Here is a 15671-nt window from a genome sequence, read left to right on the forward strand (position 1 = left end):
TGATACTACTGAAAAGCGCCGGCCGCTTGCAGCGCGTCAGCTTTTTCCTGGTTGAACCACCAGTAGTCCAGATGACCCAGCCCAAATTCCGGCAGGTTTTCGGGGTATTCATACATATCGTAATAGGCCACCCAGTTAGAGGAACGGGTCCAGACCGGCACCACGAAGTAGTCGTAGCGCATGATGCGATCAATGGCGCGCACGGCGGCTGACATCTCGTCGTAGTTTGCCGCGTTACTGACCAATTCGCCCAGCGCATCAACAGCTGGCGAACAATAGGCCGACCGATTGAAAATATCGTCCTTGTCCTCGCAACCGTAGCGCTGAAGAAGGCCCGTGCCTTCCTGCAACCCATTGACCCAGAAGCTAAAGATCATGTCATAATCCTTCGCCTGCACGCGGGCCTGATATTGCGACGCATCGACCCGGTTATAGGTCACATTCACGCCCAGCCGTTCAAGATTGTCGATATAGGGCGTCAGCACCCGGTCAAAGCTTTGGCGGGTTTCCAGAAACTCCACGTCAAGCGTCTGGCCATCTGCATTGCGTAGCAAACCATCGTCACCGGTGACATATCCGGCCTCTTCCATCAGGGCCAAGGCACGTCGCAGATTACCCCGGTCAAGCGGGCGTTCGCCACTTTCATGCGGCAGATAGGCAGGTTCGGTGAATATCTCTTCGGGAAGCATATCGCGGACCGTTTCCAGCATGTCCAGTTCCAGCCCCTCGGGCAGGCCCGTTGCTTTCAACCGGTCATTTTCCCAAAAACTTTCGCGCTGTTCGAACAGGCCATATTGCAGGTTTGTGTTCGTCCAGTTGAAATTATACATCAGCCCCAGTGCCAGACGCACCCGGCGATCCTGCAATTTCTCGCGACCAAGGTTAAACACAAACCCGGTTGCCGCGGCCAATGTCCCGTCATCCAGAACATCCTTGGTCACCCAGTCATTTTCGATGGCCGGAAAGTCATAGGATGTCGCCCAGTTCAGCGAACTTGTCTCTTGCCGGAAGGTGAATTCGCCCGCCTTGAACGCCTCGAATGCGGCGGACGAATCTGCGAAATATTCGATCCGGATGCTGTCGTAGTTTCCGCGCCCGACATTGATCGGTACGTCCTGCCCCCAATAGTCGGGGTTGCGTTCGTAAATGATCTGACGTCCCGGGTCGACCTTGCCGATCACATATTCACCCGTACCCGGCGACACCTCCAAACCCGGCTCATCCAGCCGCGCGCCGGTTTCTTCAAACCATGCCTTGGACATCGCTAGCGCAGACCCCATTTGCGAAATCCGGCTGCGGAATGGGGAGTCTTCGTTGAACGTGAATTTCACAGTCAGATCATCCAAGGCCTCATAGCCGGTGACAAGTTCGGTGATCCCCGCCCGGAACGACGGTGTCCCCTGCTCGCGGAACAATTTGTGCGTGTGAACAATGTCATGGGCCGTAAACGGCGTGCCGTCAGAAAAGGTCACATCGTCGCGCAGGTTAAAAATGACCCAGGACCGGTCCTCGGGATATTCCAGTGTCCTGCAGAGCACACAATAGATTGACCCGACCTCGTCCGAGGTTGCCGCCATGATCCGCTCATAAATGGTCGAGGCCAATGCGCCGGGCGTTCCGGACAAGGTCGCAAACGGGTTCATGCTGTCAAACGTGCCGGTCGTCGATACCGAAATTTGACCACCCAACGGGGCATCCGGGTTCACATAGTCCAGATGCGGAAAATCCGGCCCATATTTCAATTCGCCATATTCGTTAAAGCCATGGCTTTCGATGATCGTCTGATGGCTGTCCGCCCATAGCGGTTCTGCCGCAAACACAGCACCTACGCCAAAGACCGATCCCAACACCCAGTGTTTCAATCGCGTCTGCTGGCGATCTTTGGTTATGGCGGCCGCTTTGGACAGGGGGCGATGATGCATCAGTCTCTCCGGTATTTGTGTCGCTACTGTACTCATAGATGAGGCTACGAGACAGCACGGCAAACATTCAAGTTGAGAATGCGTGATCCAAGGGTGATAGAACTGTAACAATCATGAAAAAGGCCGCCCATAGCGGACGGCCTGTTCATAACTTGCAAGGGACGCTGTCTTACTGCGCCACGCTTTCGAGATAGGCGATCAGATTTGCCCGATCCTCGATCTTGCGCATGCCGTTATAGCCCATGGCCGTGCCCGGGGCGTAACCCTTTGGGTTTTCAAGGAAAGCATTCAGGTTCTCGGGTGTCCACGTCTCTGCGACGGCGACCAAGGCGCCCGAATAGTTGAAGTCGTCATAAAATGCGACTTCGCGGTTCACCACACCAAGCAGTGCCGGCCCAGTGCCATGCACACCCGATTCCAGCGCGTGACAAGACCGGCAGTTCCGCCACAATGTTTCGCCATCCTCGACACTGGCCGATGCCATGACAACGGCAAAATCAACCTCTTCCTCGGGCGCGCCCTCGTCCGCATCTTCGGCGCTTGCGACCTCGATCTCGTAAGCCTGGGCATGATCCCCATGTCCGCCACCGCTGTGATAAATCAGCTCCGCACCCCAGCCACCCAGAAGATAGACGAGGAACGTGCCGCATAGGGCTCCTACCACTTTGGTCATTGTCATTGTGTCGAACATGTCGCGTTCCATTCCGTTCACAGTTTTGCGGGTATCTATCCGCTTCCCACACCGGGTTGCAAGGTATACTGCCGCGACCAAACGCCCAAAATTGGTCGGTCAGAGGGGGAGGACCACAATCATGTCCCGGAAAATCGCTTTTCAGGGGGAACTTGGCGCTTATGGGCACGAGGCTTGCGTGCAAAGTCGCCCGGATTTCACCCCCCATCCCTGCCCGACTTTCGACAGCGCCATTGAGGCCGTGCGCAAGGGAGATGCCGATCTGGGCATGATCGCGGTCGAAAATTCGACCTATGGCCGTGTGGCCGACGTGCACTCCCTGCTGCCTGAAAGCGGGCTGCATATCGTTGATGAAAGCTTTGTGCGCGTCCATATCAACCTGCTGGGCAAGAAAGGCGCCAAGCTGGACGGGATCACGGATGCCTATGGGCATGTTGTCATACTGCCGCAATGCGCAGGCTTTCTGCGTGAAAACGGAATCAGGGGGCGCGTCAGTTCGGACAACGCCAAGGCCGCGCGCGACGTGGCCGCAGGCGATGATCAAAGCCGCGGCGCGCTGGCCTCGGAATTGGCCGCAAAAATTTACGACCTCGATATCCTGGCCCGGCATATCGAGGATACAGACAATAACACCACCCGTTTCCTCGTCATGGCCCGCGAGCCTGACTACAAAAGGCGCGGCAAGCATGGCATGATGACCAGCTTTGTCTTTCGGGTGCGCAACATTCCTGCAGCACTTTACAAGGCAATGGGCGGCTTTGCGACCAATGGGGTGAATATGACCAAGCTGGAAAGCTACATGGTTGGGGGGTCCTTTCAGGCCACACAGTTCTACGCCGAAATCGAAGGGCATCCTGACGATCGCAACGTGCAGCTGGCAATGGAAGAATTGCGCTACTTCACCGACCATTTGCATGTGATGGGGGTTTATCCGGCCGCTGGCAGACGCCATACCAAGACCTAGGGCCAGGCCCCGTCAGCTGCCCTTGCGGTAGGCGTCTTCGATGTCTTCGGCGAATTCCAGCACGCGGGCCTTGAACCGCTTGGTCAGCTTTGTCTTGGCCAGCTTCATGGATTGCAGCAAAAGCCGGGCGGTCAGAGATTTCGCGCGCAGGTCCATGGATACGGCCACCCGGGTGCGCCCACGCGACAGGGCAACCAACTGCACCTCTGTCGTGATGTTCATGCCGTCCGAGCTGGTGTAAACCTGATACATATTGGGCGGGTCAATCTCGGTCAGTTCGCCATGCATCCGCCGTTCGCGGCCCCGAAACGTGAAACTGACATCCCAGCCAGACCCGACCTGATAAGCCCCGTCATCAAGCCGGACGATATCCGCACCATGCCGCAGCGCGCGCCGCTCGAAACTTGCGAAATCGCTGACCCGTTCAAAAACATGCTCAATCGGCGCTTCGATATCTTCGCGAGTGCTGAATTTCATCCGTGCGTACCAAACCTTATTGGGGGCAACCTATCTTTCACCAAAGGCTATTCAAGCCTGTCTGCCAACCAGTTTTCCAGCAGGAAATGCGCGATTGCCCCTTTTCGGGCAGGCAGGATATCCGGATGCTGACCGGTAACGGCCTTTGCCAGTTCTTCCCGGCTGACCCAGCGGGCATCTTCGATCTCGGCAGGGTCAATATGCAGATCAGTGCTCAGCGCCTCGCCCAGACAGCCAAACATCAACGATGCGGGAAAGGGCCATGGCTGACTGGACAGATATGAAACCCGCCCGACGGCCACCCCCGCCTCTTCGAATGTCTCGCGGCGTACGGCCGCCTCGATGGTCTCGCCCGGTTCCACAAATCCTGCCAGACAGGAATACATCCCCTCGGGCCAACCGGGCGACCGGCCCAAAAGCACATCATTCCCGTGCGTGATCAGCATGATCACAACCGGATCGGTCCGCGGAAAATGGTGACCGCCGCAAGCCGCGCAATCGCGCTGCCAGCCGGCCATGGCCATCGTGCTTTCCTGTCCGCAGCGCGCGCAAAAACGATGCGACCGATGCCAGCCCATGATGGCCTTGGCGGTCGCCGCGACTTCGGCATCATGCCGGTCAAGGCCGGTCATGATCCCGCGCAATTCCCGAAATGCAGCGTCCGGCAGGGCAGGATGCACCTGTTCGGTTGGGTCAAGAAAGGTATCAAGCGTTGTAAGGTCCAGATCCTGCGGCACCCATCCCGAGATATCGGCAGCAAAAAGCGGCGCGCCCTCGGATCGGCCAAGCAGGATCATTTCATCAGCGGCATCCGCCAATAGGGGATGATCAAGTGGGATTTTGACCAGCGCATCCGCCTGCACAAGCGGCTTGCCACGCCACAAAACGACCGCTTTGGCGTCGGGCCGGTTGCGCAAATTGACCGAATCCGCACGCCATTCAGCGGCCCGATCCAGCCCACCATTCCCAAAAGTGACCAATTCTGCATTTTTCATATGCTCGAAATGACATGTGAGTATATGGAGTTCAAATTATTATGTGCTAAAAGTGTGCGACTTCGCGAGTTGCAATTTAAGGTTGATTACCGTCAATGGGAATGCCCGGTTCAGGCGCATCAAGCAAACAAGGACATATTCCGACCGCACGGCTTCGCATTTTGGAAACAACCGATTTGCACATGCAGCTGCTTGGCTACGACTATTTCAGCGAACAAGATGTGGTGATGCGCGGTCTGATCCCGCTGACAGCCCTGATAGAAGACCTGCGCGCAGACAAAACCATAACATCGTTGCTATTTGACAACGGTGACTTTTTGCAGGGCAATCCGCTCGCCGATTACCTCAGCGCGGCAGAGAATACAGACACGCCGCATCCCATGATCGGCGCGTTTAATGCGCTGGATTATGATGCGGTGACACTGGGCAATCACGAATTCAACTATGGGCTGCCCTTTCTGCGCAAAATATTACGGGATGCCGAATTTCCGGTGACCTGCGCGAATATTCATCTGTGCAAGGGCACCGCCTTTTTCGCCCCCTTCCTGATTCTGGAACGCGATCTTGCCTGCGATGACGGCCATGTTCGCAAGATAAATATCGGCGTGATCGGGTTCGTCCCGCCCCAAATCACCAAATGGGACAAAGTCGCGCTGGATGGTGCGGTCTGTGCCTCTGACATGGTCAAATCGGCGCAAGCGACGATACCGCTGATGCGCGATGCGGGGGCTGATATCATTGTGGGCCTGTGTCACACCGGGATCGGCGCCGAGGCGCATCACCCTGGTATGGAAAATGCAGCCGTCCCGCTGGCTGCAGTATCGGGCTTGGATATTCTGCTGACCGGCCACACCCACGAAGAATTCCCAGGGGCCCACCGGCAACGCACAGGCATCATTGATCCAGTGCGCGGCACCCTGCATGGAAAACCGACGGTGATGGCCGGATCCTATGGCAGTTGTCTGGGCGTGATTGATCTGGACCTGCGCTGGACGGATGATCAATGGCTGTGGGATATCGGCAATATCGGCCTGCGGCGCGCCGTGGCGACCAATGGCAGCGGCACAAGGCTGCAGCAGAAACTGACCCAGGATGTGAAAAACGCCCATCATGCCACCTTGCGCCATATCCGGCGCCCTGTGGCCCGCACCAAGGTTGATCTGCACAGCTATTTTGGCACGATTGACCACGATCTAAGCCAGCAATTGCTGGCACAGGCAAAACAGGCATATGTGGCCCGTGTTCTGACCGATACCAGTTTCAGGGACCTGCCGGTTCTTGCGGCCACCGCACCATTTCGGGCCGGCGGCCATGGCGGGGCCAGCCACTACACCCATATCCCGCCCGGCCCATTGACGTTGCGCGATGCGTCGGCAATCTATCCGTTTGCAAATACGCTTTGCGCGGTCCGCCGCAGTGGTGCCGCATTGCGGTTGTGGCTGGAACAAAGCGCTGTGCATTTTGCGCAAATGATTGTCGGACAGGCCGATCAGGACCTGCTGAACCCCGGCAGCCCATCTTATAATTGCGATACGATTTACGGGCTGGAATATGAATTTGATCTCAGCCAGCCCAGCCATTTTGATACCGAAGGACTGGTCGCCGACCCCGCCGCGCGCAGGGTACGATGGTTGCGCTATGACGGCGAGGACGTGCGCGATGATGACCAGTTCATCGTCGCGGCCAATACCTACCGCACCAATGGCGGCGGCGGCTTTCCCGGGGTCGAGGCCGACGATATCCTTTATCGGTCGGTCGAGACGGTGCGCGACATTCTGATCAATTATGTGGCGGATCGGCGCGTTGTGGATATCACGCCGCAAACCGGGCGCAGCTTTACGGCATTGCCGGATACCAGTGCGATCTTTTTGTCGGCACCGGCGGCCCAACGCTTTGCCAGCGGTGCCATCACACATTTGGGCGCGGCAGAGCACGGCTTTGACAAATTCAGGCTGACCTTCTGAACGCTTGCACCGTCGCGTTCCCCACCTTATATGACAGGTGAGAGGTTGGCGCGGGCGAGCGCCTCGCCAACCTGGTCAGGTCCGGAAGGAAGCAGCCATAACGAGCCCCGCTTGGGTCGTTGTCAGCCTCTCACCTTAGTTAATATGCGGCAGTCGGAACCGATGCGCCGCAACAGATGTTCAGCCAAGGAGGGCATTCATGATTGTTGTATTGACCATCCTCCCGGCCAGGGTGCGCTGAACTTATTTCCGTCCCCTCGTCCGGTGCATTTTGCGCATGACCAATGCGCAAGGATTTTTCTTCCTTTGACGAGGATATCGCATTGACTGACCTCACCCTTGCCACGCTTGGCTGGCAGCCTTTTTTCATGTCACAGCTTGAGATCGAAGAGCTGGAGACACTGACCCCCACACGGATTGCAACTGTCCATCGCGACCGGGTTGTTGGGCTAAGTACCGATGGCCCGCTGGAACTGACGCTTGATCCCGGACTGACGACCGGGGCTGTTGCCGTGGGCGACTGGGCGCTGGCCGCGCCCGAACAACACCGGCTGGTCCGCCTGCTGGAACGTAAAACCGAACTAAGCCGCGGAACTGAATATCACAGCGGCGAACGGCAGCTGATTGCCGCCAATCTTGATACGCTTTTTATCACGACGTCCTGCAATAACGACTTCAACGTGGCCCGGCTGGAACGTTATCTGGCCCTTGCCCATGATGCGCTGATCACACCTGTCATTCTGATTACCAAAGCGGATCAGGCCGATGATCCGGATCACTACCGCGATCAGGCCCGCAGTCTTGGGCGTGATCTTGATGTGCTGACGATCAACGCAAAATCCGATGAGGTTGCCGGTCACTTGCAGCCCTGGTGTGGTGTAGGCCAAACCGTTGCCCTGGCCGGATCCTCGGGTGTGGGCAAAACCACGCTGGCCAATGCCTTAACGGGCGGGCATGCCCTGACGCAGGACATCCGCGAGGATGATGCGCGCGGCCGGCACACCACGACAGGCCGATCCCTGCATCAGATACCCACCGGCGGCTGGCTGATCGACACGCCGGGGATGCGCGGCCTGGGTGTCGCCGAGGTCGCATTTGGGATTGATGCGACTTTCCCGGAGATCTCGGAACTGGCAGATCAATGCAAATTTCGCGATTGCGGACATGAAACCGAACCGGGCTGCGCCGTGCAGGCCGCGATCAAGCGGGGCGACATTGATGCCGACCGCCTGAAACGTTTCAAGAAGCTGAAACGCGAGAACCAGCACGCAACCGAAACCATCGCCGAGGCCCGCGACCGGTATCGCAAGCTGGGCAAGATGTATAAATCCGCACAGTCCCGCAAGAAACGCTGATCAGCCGGGCCTGCGCGCCTATCCCAGAATTGACAATGGGGTGGTGACGCAGGTCCCGCTATTCCCGATGCCCCCATCCTGCCCTTCGGCACATGGGGCGATCACGGCCACACATCCCGTCAGCCCCAACAGGGCTGCGATCAGACAAAGACGATGGATCATATTTGTTCCCTTCTTTTGGTTCTTTGGCAGCCACAGCATTATTAAAAACTGACGGGCGCCGCCGCCCGGTGGGATGGATCAAGATCCATCCTACGCCGTCGCGTCCTGACGCGCCCATGCCATCTGTTCATCCGTTTCGATCGCGCATGGCCGCGCCCCGCGCAACCGTTCCAGCGCCATATCCGGTGCCTCGCCCGCCGCAATCATCAGCCGCAATGCCAGCATCCCCGATCGTCCGCAGCCGCCATAGCAATGGACCAGTACGCGCCCCTTGTTTTGCAGTAATCCGCAGACCCGGTCCCGCAGATCTGGCCAGTCAAAACGGTCCGGCACCCCCATATCGGCGATGGGCAAATGCATCCAGCTGATCCCCGCATTCGCCAGATCCTGCCCAAGCGAACCCGCCCCCTTGCGTTGCAATTCCGCCGTTGTCGTCAAGCTGATCACGCAAGCGGGGTTCCATGCCAGCAACCTGTCCCAATCGGCCTGATAATGTCGGCTACGGCCCGGAATAGGGCTGATGGCGAGAACACCACCACCAACCCCAAGACTGTGGATTGTGAAGTCAGGCAATGCCATGTTCCACCACCTGTCCCGGATGGGCCGCCGCCCACGCGGCCAGTAAATCCGCAACCTCGGGCGCACCTGCCAGTTCAATAGCCCGCCGCGGCAAAGCCACGCCCTCAGCGAGTACAAGCCGCAGGCAACCGAGATAATCCCGTCCCGACCGGTTGGGATTGTTTTCGGACCCATGAATGATGGTCGACAGCAACGTACCGCCAAACCCGTTCACATGCGACAGGTCGGGTTTGAGTGACAAGAAATACGCCAGAACGGGGACAAGCCCCTCCCAACCCGCGATCTGTACGGGCGTCAGCCCCGCCCCGTTTGGCGCATCCCAGGGAATGCCAATCGCAACCAGCGCCTTGGTATGGGCCAAGTCGTCATCCTTGTGCAGGATGTCATGCAACAGATGGCGGTAGATCTCGGGGATCGTGGCGGGATCAATGAATGTGCACGCGGGGGTCACGCCTTCAGCGGCTTGCGCCAGCAGATGCTCGGCCTCGCCAAGCGGTTGCGGGGTCAACATATCCGTCAGTTCCGCCCCGACCCCGTAGACCCGCGCCATGCTATAGGCCGTGACACCTTGCCGGCGGATGGTTTCATCCGCACCCGCGTCCAGCAGGCGCTGGACCATCGCAGGCGGCACCCTGCGCACCATCGCGTGATGCAGCGCGGTCATCCCATGGTCTTCGTTCGGACCTGCACCCGCATCCAGCAGCAGATCCACCATTTCGGCATTGTGGAAATCCATCGCGCGTTTCAGGGCATTCGTCCGTGCAGGCGATGCGCCGGCAGCCAGCAGCATCCGCACCCCATCCGCATGGCCAAGCTCTGTCGCGTGATAAAGGCTTTCGTCATCATTGGGGTCAGCCCCCTGATCCAGCAACCATTGCCCAAGCGCCATGTTGCCCGCGTGCCCGATCGCCCCGTAAAGCGCCGAAAGCAGATGCGTGCTGCCCGGCTCAGCCGGGTAGCCGTCATTCACATCGGCCCCGTGTTCAACCAGCAGCGCCGCAATGGCCAGCATGTCGGCTTGACGCTCGGGCCAGATCTGCAGAACCTTGGAAAAGGCCAGATGCAGGATCGGACGCCGTGGCCCGATCTGGCGGGTGGCCGCAGCAGGGTCATCGGCCAACACAGACCTGACGGCATCAAGGTCAAACAGACCAACCTGCAGGCCAAATGCCCCATCTGCCAGATCGGGCATGTCTGTCATCAACCGCTGCACCACATGGCCCTGCCCGTGATACAACGCGATTTTCAGCCGCTGCTGGCGGGCGGCCCGGTCCATACCATGGGTTTCCACCGCCGCTTTCAGTTCCGGCCAACTTGCAAAGTTGTTTTCCTGTGCGACCACATGCAGGAAATCCGCCCGTTTCAGCACCCCGGTGCGGGGTTTGATCAGGTCAACACGTGCGATCGCAGCACGGTCGCCAGCCTCATAGGTTTTCTGCAGAGTTTTGGCCTGCCGGCGCAGGTCATCAAGTGTCTTTGTCATTGGCTTCCTCACGTAAATTGCCCGCCGGTTCGCTGATCGGGGCGAATGAGAAAGACCACGATATGGGTCATTCAAGATCGTATTTGGGTGCGTCTCGCTTTCCGCGAACCTGGTGGCCGCCCAATCGGCCTGTCTGAAAGGTAGCGTGTGACGCGATAGGGCGCAAGGCAATCCGGTGGACGTTGCCCGACCCGACGCATAGGCTTGCGACCGACCCGAATCCGAAAGATGCAGATGACCGACCAACCCACCTATCAAGTCCTCGCGCGCAAGTACCGGCCCGAGACCTTTGCCGATCTGGTCGGGCAGGATGCGATGGTGCGGACCTTGCGTAACGCCTTTGCAGCCGACCGTATCGCGCAGGCATTCATCATGACGGGCATTCGCGGAACCGGTAAGACAACAACCGCCCGGATCATTGCCAAGGGCATGAACTGTATTGGCCCGGATGGCACAAGTGGGCCAACCACGGACCCTTGTGGCCAGTGCGAGCATTGCACCGCCATCATGGATGGCAGCCATGTGGATGTGATGGAAATGGATGCCGCATCCCGCACCGGTGTGGGCGATATTCGCGAGATTATCGACAGCGTGCATTACCGGGCCGCCTCTGCCCGTTACAAGATCTATATCATCGACGAAGTCCACATGCTGTCCAAGAACGCGTTCAACGCGCTTTTGAAGACGCTGGAAGAACCGCCCGCGCATGTGAAATTCATTTTTGCGACAACAGAGATCAGGCAGGTTCCTGTGACGGTGTTGTCCCGGTGTCAGCGCTTTGATTTGCGCCGCATCGAGCCCGAGGCCCAGATTGCCCTGCTGCGCAAAATCGCGACATCCGAAAACGCGCAGATAACGGATGAGGCCCTGGCGCTGATCACCCGCGCGGCGGAAGGGTCCGCGCGCGATGCGCAATCATTGCTGGATCAGGCCATCAGCCATGGTGCAGGTGAAACGACGGCCGATCAGGTGCGCGCGATGCTGGGTTTGGCTGATCGCGGTCGCGTGCTGGACCTGTTTGACATGATCCTGCGTGGTGAAGCCGCCGCCGCGCTGACGGAACTGTCTGCCCAATATGCCGATGGGGCCGATCCGGTGGCCGTTCTGCGCGACCTGGCCGAAGTCTGTCATTGGGTCAGCGTCGTCAAGATTACCCCCGAGGCCGCCGAGGATCCCACGATCAGCCCCGATGAGCGCAGCCGCGGGCAGGCCATGGCCGAGAGCCTGCCAATGCGGGTCTTGTCCCGGATGTGGCAGATGCTGCTGAAAGCTCTTGAAGAGGTCGCAATGGCCCCCAATGCGATGATGGCGGCGGAAATGGCGGTGATCCGGCTGACCCATGTGGCTGATCTGCCCAGCCCGGACGAGCTTGTGCGCAAATTGCAGGATGCCTCGCCCCCGACTGGCCCGGCCCCAACTGGGCGGCCCGCGCCGACGGGCGGCGGTGCAACGGCCATGGCCAGCGCGCCAGCCCCAACGCATGCCTCGCCCGCGGGGCCGTCCGCATCGGGCGCGCAAACGGCCGTCGCGCTAAGTACAGACGCGCTGGAGCATTATGCCCGGTTTGAGGATGTCGTTGACCTGATCCGGGCGCACAGGGATGTCAAACTGCTGGTCGAGGTGGAAACGGGCCTGCGCCTGGTCAGCTACCAGCCCGGCCGGATCGAGGTGAACCCAACCGCCGATGCCGCCCCGGACCTGATCGGGCGCCTGGGGTCGCGTTTGCAAGCCTGGACGGGAAATCGCTGGGCCATCAGCGTCGCCGAAGGCGACGCCCCCACGATTGCCGAGGTCCGCGATGCCGCTGAAAACGCAATCAGGGCCGAAGCCGAAGCGCATCCGCTGGTGCAGGCCGTCATCGCCGCCTTTCCCAAGGCCCGGATCACGGATATCCGCACCGAGGCCGAAAAGGAACATGACGCGTTTGCGGATGCCCTGCCCGAGGTGGACGAGGAATGGGACCCATTCGACGAGGACTAACCCTGAGCCTGAGCGCAGTTGTTGTGTGGCCGCAAATGGCCATGGCCGCGGTTTGCGACAAAGAAAGGCCCGACTGGGATGGTGCCGCATTCACCAGCCTTGATGAGCTGATCTATCTGCTGCAAACGCCTATCATTCTGTTGATGATCCTGACCACCGCCCTGGCCGTCCGGTTTCGCAGCGAATGGGGTGGCCTTGTCGTTGTCGTCGGCTGGAGCGCGATCTGCTACATCCTGCTGGGTGATGACATCAAGCAGCAGGCCATGATCGAAGGCTGCGTCGGCAGCCCTGCCCTCTTCATTGCGGTTGTGACAATCCTATGTATCGGTGTAGTGCTCTATACAGCGCCGTTGCCCCGGCGCTCAAAATGACAGGAGAATTCATATGCTCAAAGGCTTAGGCGGTCTTGGCGACATGGCCAAGATGATGAAGCAGGCGCAGGAAATGCAGGGCAAGATGGCCCAGATGCAGGAAGACATGGAAAATATCATGGTCGAGGGCGTCAGCGGGGCCGGTCTGGTCAAGGCGACAGCGACAGCCAAGGGCGAGCTGAAAGGGCTTGATATTGATCCGTCGATCTTCAATGGCGATGACAAGGAAGTCGTCGAAGACCTGATCCTTGCCGCGATCAAGGATGCGCAGACCAAGGCAGCCGAACGGGCACAGGAAGAAATGGCCAAGATCACCGAAGGTCTGGGACTGCCCCCCGGGATGAACTTGCCCTTTTAAGGCGTTGGCTGTCTAATTCGGTCGATCACCGCAGGGCCGGAGTGACACAAGGATGGCAGAAAAACCGCAAGGCGCAGAACCGGATACCGGCCATCTTGGCCTGTGGCGGCTGATAAGCTGGATTTCGATTGGAACCGCCATTCTGGTCGGCCTGGCATATGTGGCGGCACAGATCGCTTTTTTCGGCCGTGTTGCGGACCCGCTTTTTGTCTTCATCATCGCGCTGAATACCTGCATCGGCGCGATTTTCGGCTTTCAGTTCGAGACGCGGTTGCGCGCGCTGATTGTCGCCTTCAATGCACAGGAAGAGGACGCCGCCCGAAAAATGGAAATCGGGCGGGCCTTCCGCAACATATTCAACGACATTTTTGCGATCCCTGCCGCGATCTGCTTTGCGTGTTTTATCGCTGGCTGGGTGTATCTGCTCGCCCCATGGGCGGGGACGGGCACGCCGGACCAAGCGCGTGCGCTGAACTGGCTGCTGACCGTGTTTTTGTTCTGCGGCAACCTGATGATCGGATATGGGCTATATTGCATCTTGCGCTTCTGGCTGTTGTCGGCGCGGCGGATCAGCAAGATCAAACTGAACATCTTTAACCCAACCCGGCCGGACATTGCGATCTATCAGGACATCACCAAACGGATCGTGATCCTTGTGGCAGTTGTCGCAACGCTGGCCGTCATCAGCCTGCCACTATCCGTGATCACTGTGGGGGTGACTGCATTCCTGTTTTCGCTGTCAGCGCTGGCAACCGTCATGGCCACATATCTGGTTCCCATGCTGCCACTGACGGCAAAGTTTCAGGAAACACGGGTGACAGAACTGAACAGGGTCGAGAAACATATTGATGCCGTCTACGAACAGATGGTGGATGCGGACGACCCCGGTGCATATCGCGGCAAGATGGACGAGCTTGTCGCCCTGCGCGAGCAGGTCCGCAAAATCAAGACGCTGCCACCTGGCGGCGAGTTCTCAATTTTCACAGCGGTTGGTGTCAGCATCCTGACATTCCTGCCAACAATTTTCGAACATCTGCTGGGGCTGGTATCGTTCTAGAAATTCCGCAATATGCGACGGCAGACTATGACCGGACCCAACCATGTCAAATGGCAACGAAGACCTTGATCACCTGATTGCACTGATGGCGAAGCTCCCCGGGCTTGGCCCCCGCTCGGCCCGGCGGGCGGTGCTGCATCTGATCAAGAAACGCAGCCTTGTACTGCTACCACTTGCCGATGCGATGCACAAAGTCGGCTCAACTGTCCGCGAATGTCTGAATTGCGGCAATGTCTGTACGGCTGATATCTGCGATATCTGCCTGTCGGAAAAGCGGCGAACAGGCCAGATCTGCGTGGTTGAGGATGTCGCCGATCTGTGGGCGATGGAACGGTCCGCAGTCTTTCACGGGCGCTATCACGTGCTGGGCGGGACATTATCTGCCCTTGATGCCGTGGGTCCGGACGAGTTGCGCATACCCAAGCTGCTGGACCGGATCACCGCGGAAGATATCACAGAAGTTATTCTGGCCCTTGGCGCAACAATCGACGGCCAGACAACGGCGCATTACATCGCCGATCAGTTGCCCGATGTGACCGTCACGTCACTGGCGCAAGGGGTGCCTGTTGGTGGGGAACTGGATTACCTGGACGACGGCACAATTACCGCCGCACTCAACGCCCGCAAGGCGCTTTAGCCAACCCACTGGGCGCAGCTGTCCTCGGATATCGGCGCAAGCATGACCCAGCCGGCCTGACCGTCATCGGGACCATCATAGATTGTCACGTAACTCCAATCGCCTTCCGGCTCATGCGCGAAGGACACGGAATCACCGTCGTTCAGGGTTCCGATCTGGGCCGCATCGGCATCGTGCCCGGCGCGCAATGCACGCGCCCCGCCCTGCCATCCGACACAGCCGCCTTCGATCCGGTCAGGCACCGGCAAATCCAGAAGGCGCTGCAATTCCGCGGTGGCCGAAAAGTTCAGCCGCGTGCTGCCCGTATTGACCGAACACATCATTTCGTCTTCCACATCACGGATCCGCGCGACCTTGCGCGCATCCGCCGATGACAGCGCTGGAGATCCGGTGGTGCAACCGGTGTTATCAAACACCGACTGGCCCAGTTCCGACCCAAAGCAATAGCCGGTGCGATCAACGATCAGGTTTCGGGTGTACCACAATTCGTGACAGAAATCGTCAGAGGCCTGCGCGGCGGGCGCCGCGATCAGGAAGGTCAGACATAAACATATAAATCGCATAGCCTCAGCTTGCCCCCGAACCAGACCAAAATCAACTGATACCCAGCGTAATAGAAAGCCCCGCCAGAACCAGTCTGCGGGGCTTCACAATTCAGTGCGTTGGCGCAAGGGCC

16 protein-coding genes and 1 other RNA gene are annotated in these 15671 nt (G+C 58.8%); 9 read left to right on the forward strand and 8 right to left on the reverse strand.

Features of this window, described 5'->3' with window-relative positions; genetic code table 11:
• Positions 1-5 precede the first annotated feature (5 nt).
• Complete coding sequence (locus AABB31_RS09300) at positions 6-1922, reverse strand: extracellular solute-binding protein (protein WP_342078413.1); 1917 nt, start codon at positions 1920-1922, stop codon at positions 6-8.
• Positions 1923-2091: 169 nt separating this feature from the next.
• Positions 2092-2625 carry a cytochrome c family protein gene (locus tag AABB31_RS09305; protein WP_373635667.1) on the reverse strand — a complete coding sequence of 178 codons (534 nt, stop codon included), beginning with the start codon at positions 2623-2625 and terminating at the stop codon, positions 2092-2094.
• 109 nt (positions 2626-2734) lie between these two features.
• Here AABB31_RS09305 and AABB31_RS09310 point away from each other — a divergent pair, with 109 nt between their 5' ends.
• Complete coding sequence (locus AABB31_RS09310; protein ID WP_373635668.1) at positions 2735-3577, forward strand: prephenate dehydratase; 843 nt, start codon at positions 2735-2737, stop codon at positions 3575-3577.
• Positions 3578-3589: 12 nt separating this feature from the next.
• On the opposite strand, the gene AABB31_RS09315 is transcribed toward AABB31_RS09310, so the two are convergent.
• Both AABB31_RS09315 and nudC read right to left on the reverse strand, forming a co-directional pair.
• The gene (locus tag AABB31_RS09315) at positions 3590-4054 is read right to left on the reverse strand and encodes an SRPBCC family protein (RefSeq protein WP_342078412.1); all 465 of its coding nucleotides are present in this window, start codon (positions 4052-4054) and stop codon (positions 3590-3592) included.
• A gap of 47 nt (positions 4055-4101) precedes the next feature.
• A complete protein-coding gene (nudC, locus tag AABB31_RS09320; RefSeq protein ID WP_373635669.1) occupies positions 4102-5049 on the reverse strand; it encodes an NAD(+) diphosphatase in 948 nt (315 codons plus the stop codon).
• 101 nt (positions 5050-5150) lie between these two features.
• Between nudC and AABB31_RS09325 the strand changes: the two genes are divergently transcribed.
• From AABB31_RS09325 to rsgA, 3 genes are all read left to right on the forward strand, one after another.
• The gene (locus AABB31_RS09325) at positions 5151-7013 is read left to right on the forward strand and encodes a bifunctional 2',3'-cyclic-nucleotide 2'-phosphodiesterase/3'-nucleotidase (protein ID WP_373635797.1); all 1863 of its coding nucleotides are present in this window, start codon (positions 5151-5153) and stop codon (positions 7011-7013) included.
• Positions 7014-7051: 38 nt separating this feature from the next.
• Positions 7052-7149: signal recognition particle sRNA small type (gene ffs, locus AABB31_RS09330), an RNA gene on the forward strand.
• Positions 7150-7297: 148 nt separating this feature from the next.
• On the forward strand, positions 7298-8368 hold the full coding sequence (gene rsgA, locus AABB31_RS09335; RefSeq protein WP_373635670.1) for a ribosome small subunit-dependent GTPase A: 1071 nt from the start codon (positions 7298-7300) through the stop codon (positions 8366-8368).
• Between the two features lie 18 nt (positions 8369-8386).
• On the opposite strand, the gene AABB31_RS09340 is transcribed toward rsgA, so the two are convergent.
• The 3 genes from AABB31_RS09340 to AABB31_RS09350 all read right to left on the reverse strand — a co-directional run bounded on the left by AABB31_RS09340 (position 8387) and on the right by AABB31_RS09350 (position 10592).
• Positions 8387-8530, reverse strand: coding sequence for a hypothetical protein (locus AABB31_RS09340; protein WP_342078408.1), 144 nt, complete (start codon positions 8528-8530; stop codon positions 8387-8389).
• Positions 8531-8620: 90 nt separating this feature from the next.
• The gene (locus AABB31_RS09345; protein WP_342078407.1) at positions 8621-9109 is read right to left on the reverse strand and encodes a protein-tyrosine phosphatase family protein; all 489 of its coding nucleotides are present in this window, start codon (positions 9107-9109) and stop codon (positions 8621-8623) included.
• Positions 9096-10592 (reverse strand): hypothetical protein, encoded by a 1497-nt coding sequence (locus AABB31_RS09350; RefSeq protein ID WP_342078406.1) that lies wholly within the window; start codon positions 10590-10592, stop codon positions 9096-9098. The genes AABB31_RS09345 and AABB31_RS09350 overlap by 14 nt, the downstream gene beginning before the upstream one ends.
• Before the next feature lie 234 nt (positions 10593-10826).
• Between AABB31_RS09350 and AABB31_RS09355 the strand changes: the two genes are divergently transcribed.
• Genes AABB31_RS09355 through recR form a run of 5 tightly spaced genes read left to right on the forward strand, consistent with a single transcriptional unit; the run spans position 10827 to position 14995 of the window.
• On the forward strand, positions 10827-12572 hold the full coding sequence (locus AABB31_RS09355; protein ID WP_342078405.1) for a DNA polymerase III subunit gamma/tau: 1746 nt from the start codon (positions 10827-10829) through the stop codon (positions 12570-12572).
• Positions 12548-12943 carry a hypothetical protein gene (locus tag AABB31_RS09360; RefSeq protein WP_342078404.1) on the forward strand — a complete coding sequence of 132 codons (396 nt, stop codon included), beginning with the start codon at positions 12548-12550 and terminating at the stop codon, positions 12941-12943. Before AABB31_RS09355 ends, AABB31_RS09360 begins: the two co-directional genes overlap by 25 nt.
• 13 nt (positions 12944-12956) lie before the next feature.
• Positions 12957-13301, forward strand: a complete 345-nt coding sequence (locus AABB31_RS09365) for a YbaB/EbfC family nucleoid-associated protein (protein WP_373635671.1) — start codon at positions 12957-12959, stop codon at positions 13299-13301.
• 52 nt (positions 13302-13353) lie between these two features.
• Positions 13354-14358, forward strand: a complete 1005-nt coding sequence (locus AABB31_RS09370; protein ID WP_342078402.1) for a hypothetical protein — start codon at positions 13354-13356, stop codon at positions 14356-14358.
• Positions 14359-14401: 43 nt separating this feature from the next.
• A complete protein-coding gene (gene recR / locus AABB31_RS09375) occupies positions 14402-14995 on the forward strand; it encodes a recombination mediator RecR (RefSeq protein ID WP_342078400.1) in 594 nt (197 codons plus the stop codon).
• On the opposite strand, the gene AABB31_RS09380 is transcribed toward recR, so the two are convergent.
• Positions 14992-15558, reverse strand: coding sequence for a DUF4453 domain-containing protein (locus AABB31_RS09380; RefSeq protein WP_342078399.1), 567 nt, complete (start codon positions 15556-15558; stop codon positions 14992-14994). The two genes, recR and AABB31_RS09380, sit on opposite strands and share 4 nt — an antisense overlap.
• Positions 15559-15671 lie beyond the last annotated feature (113 nt).

Origin of the sequence: Yoonia sp. SS1-5, from assembly GCF_038443705.2 — a bacterium.
Taxonomy (GTDB): Bacteria; Pseudomonadota; Alphaproteobacteria; order Rhodobacterales; family Rhodobacteraceae; genus Yoonia; species Yoonia rhodophyticola.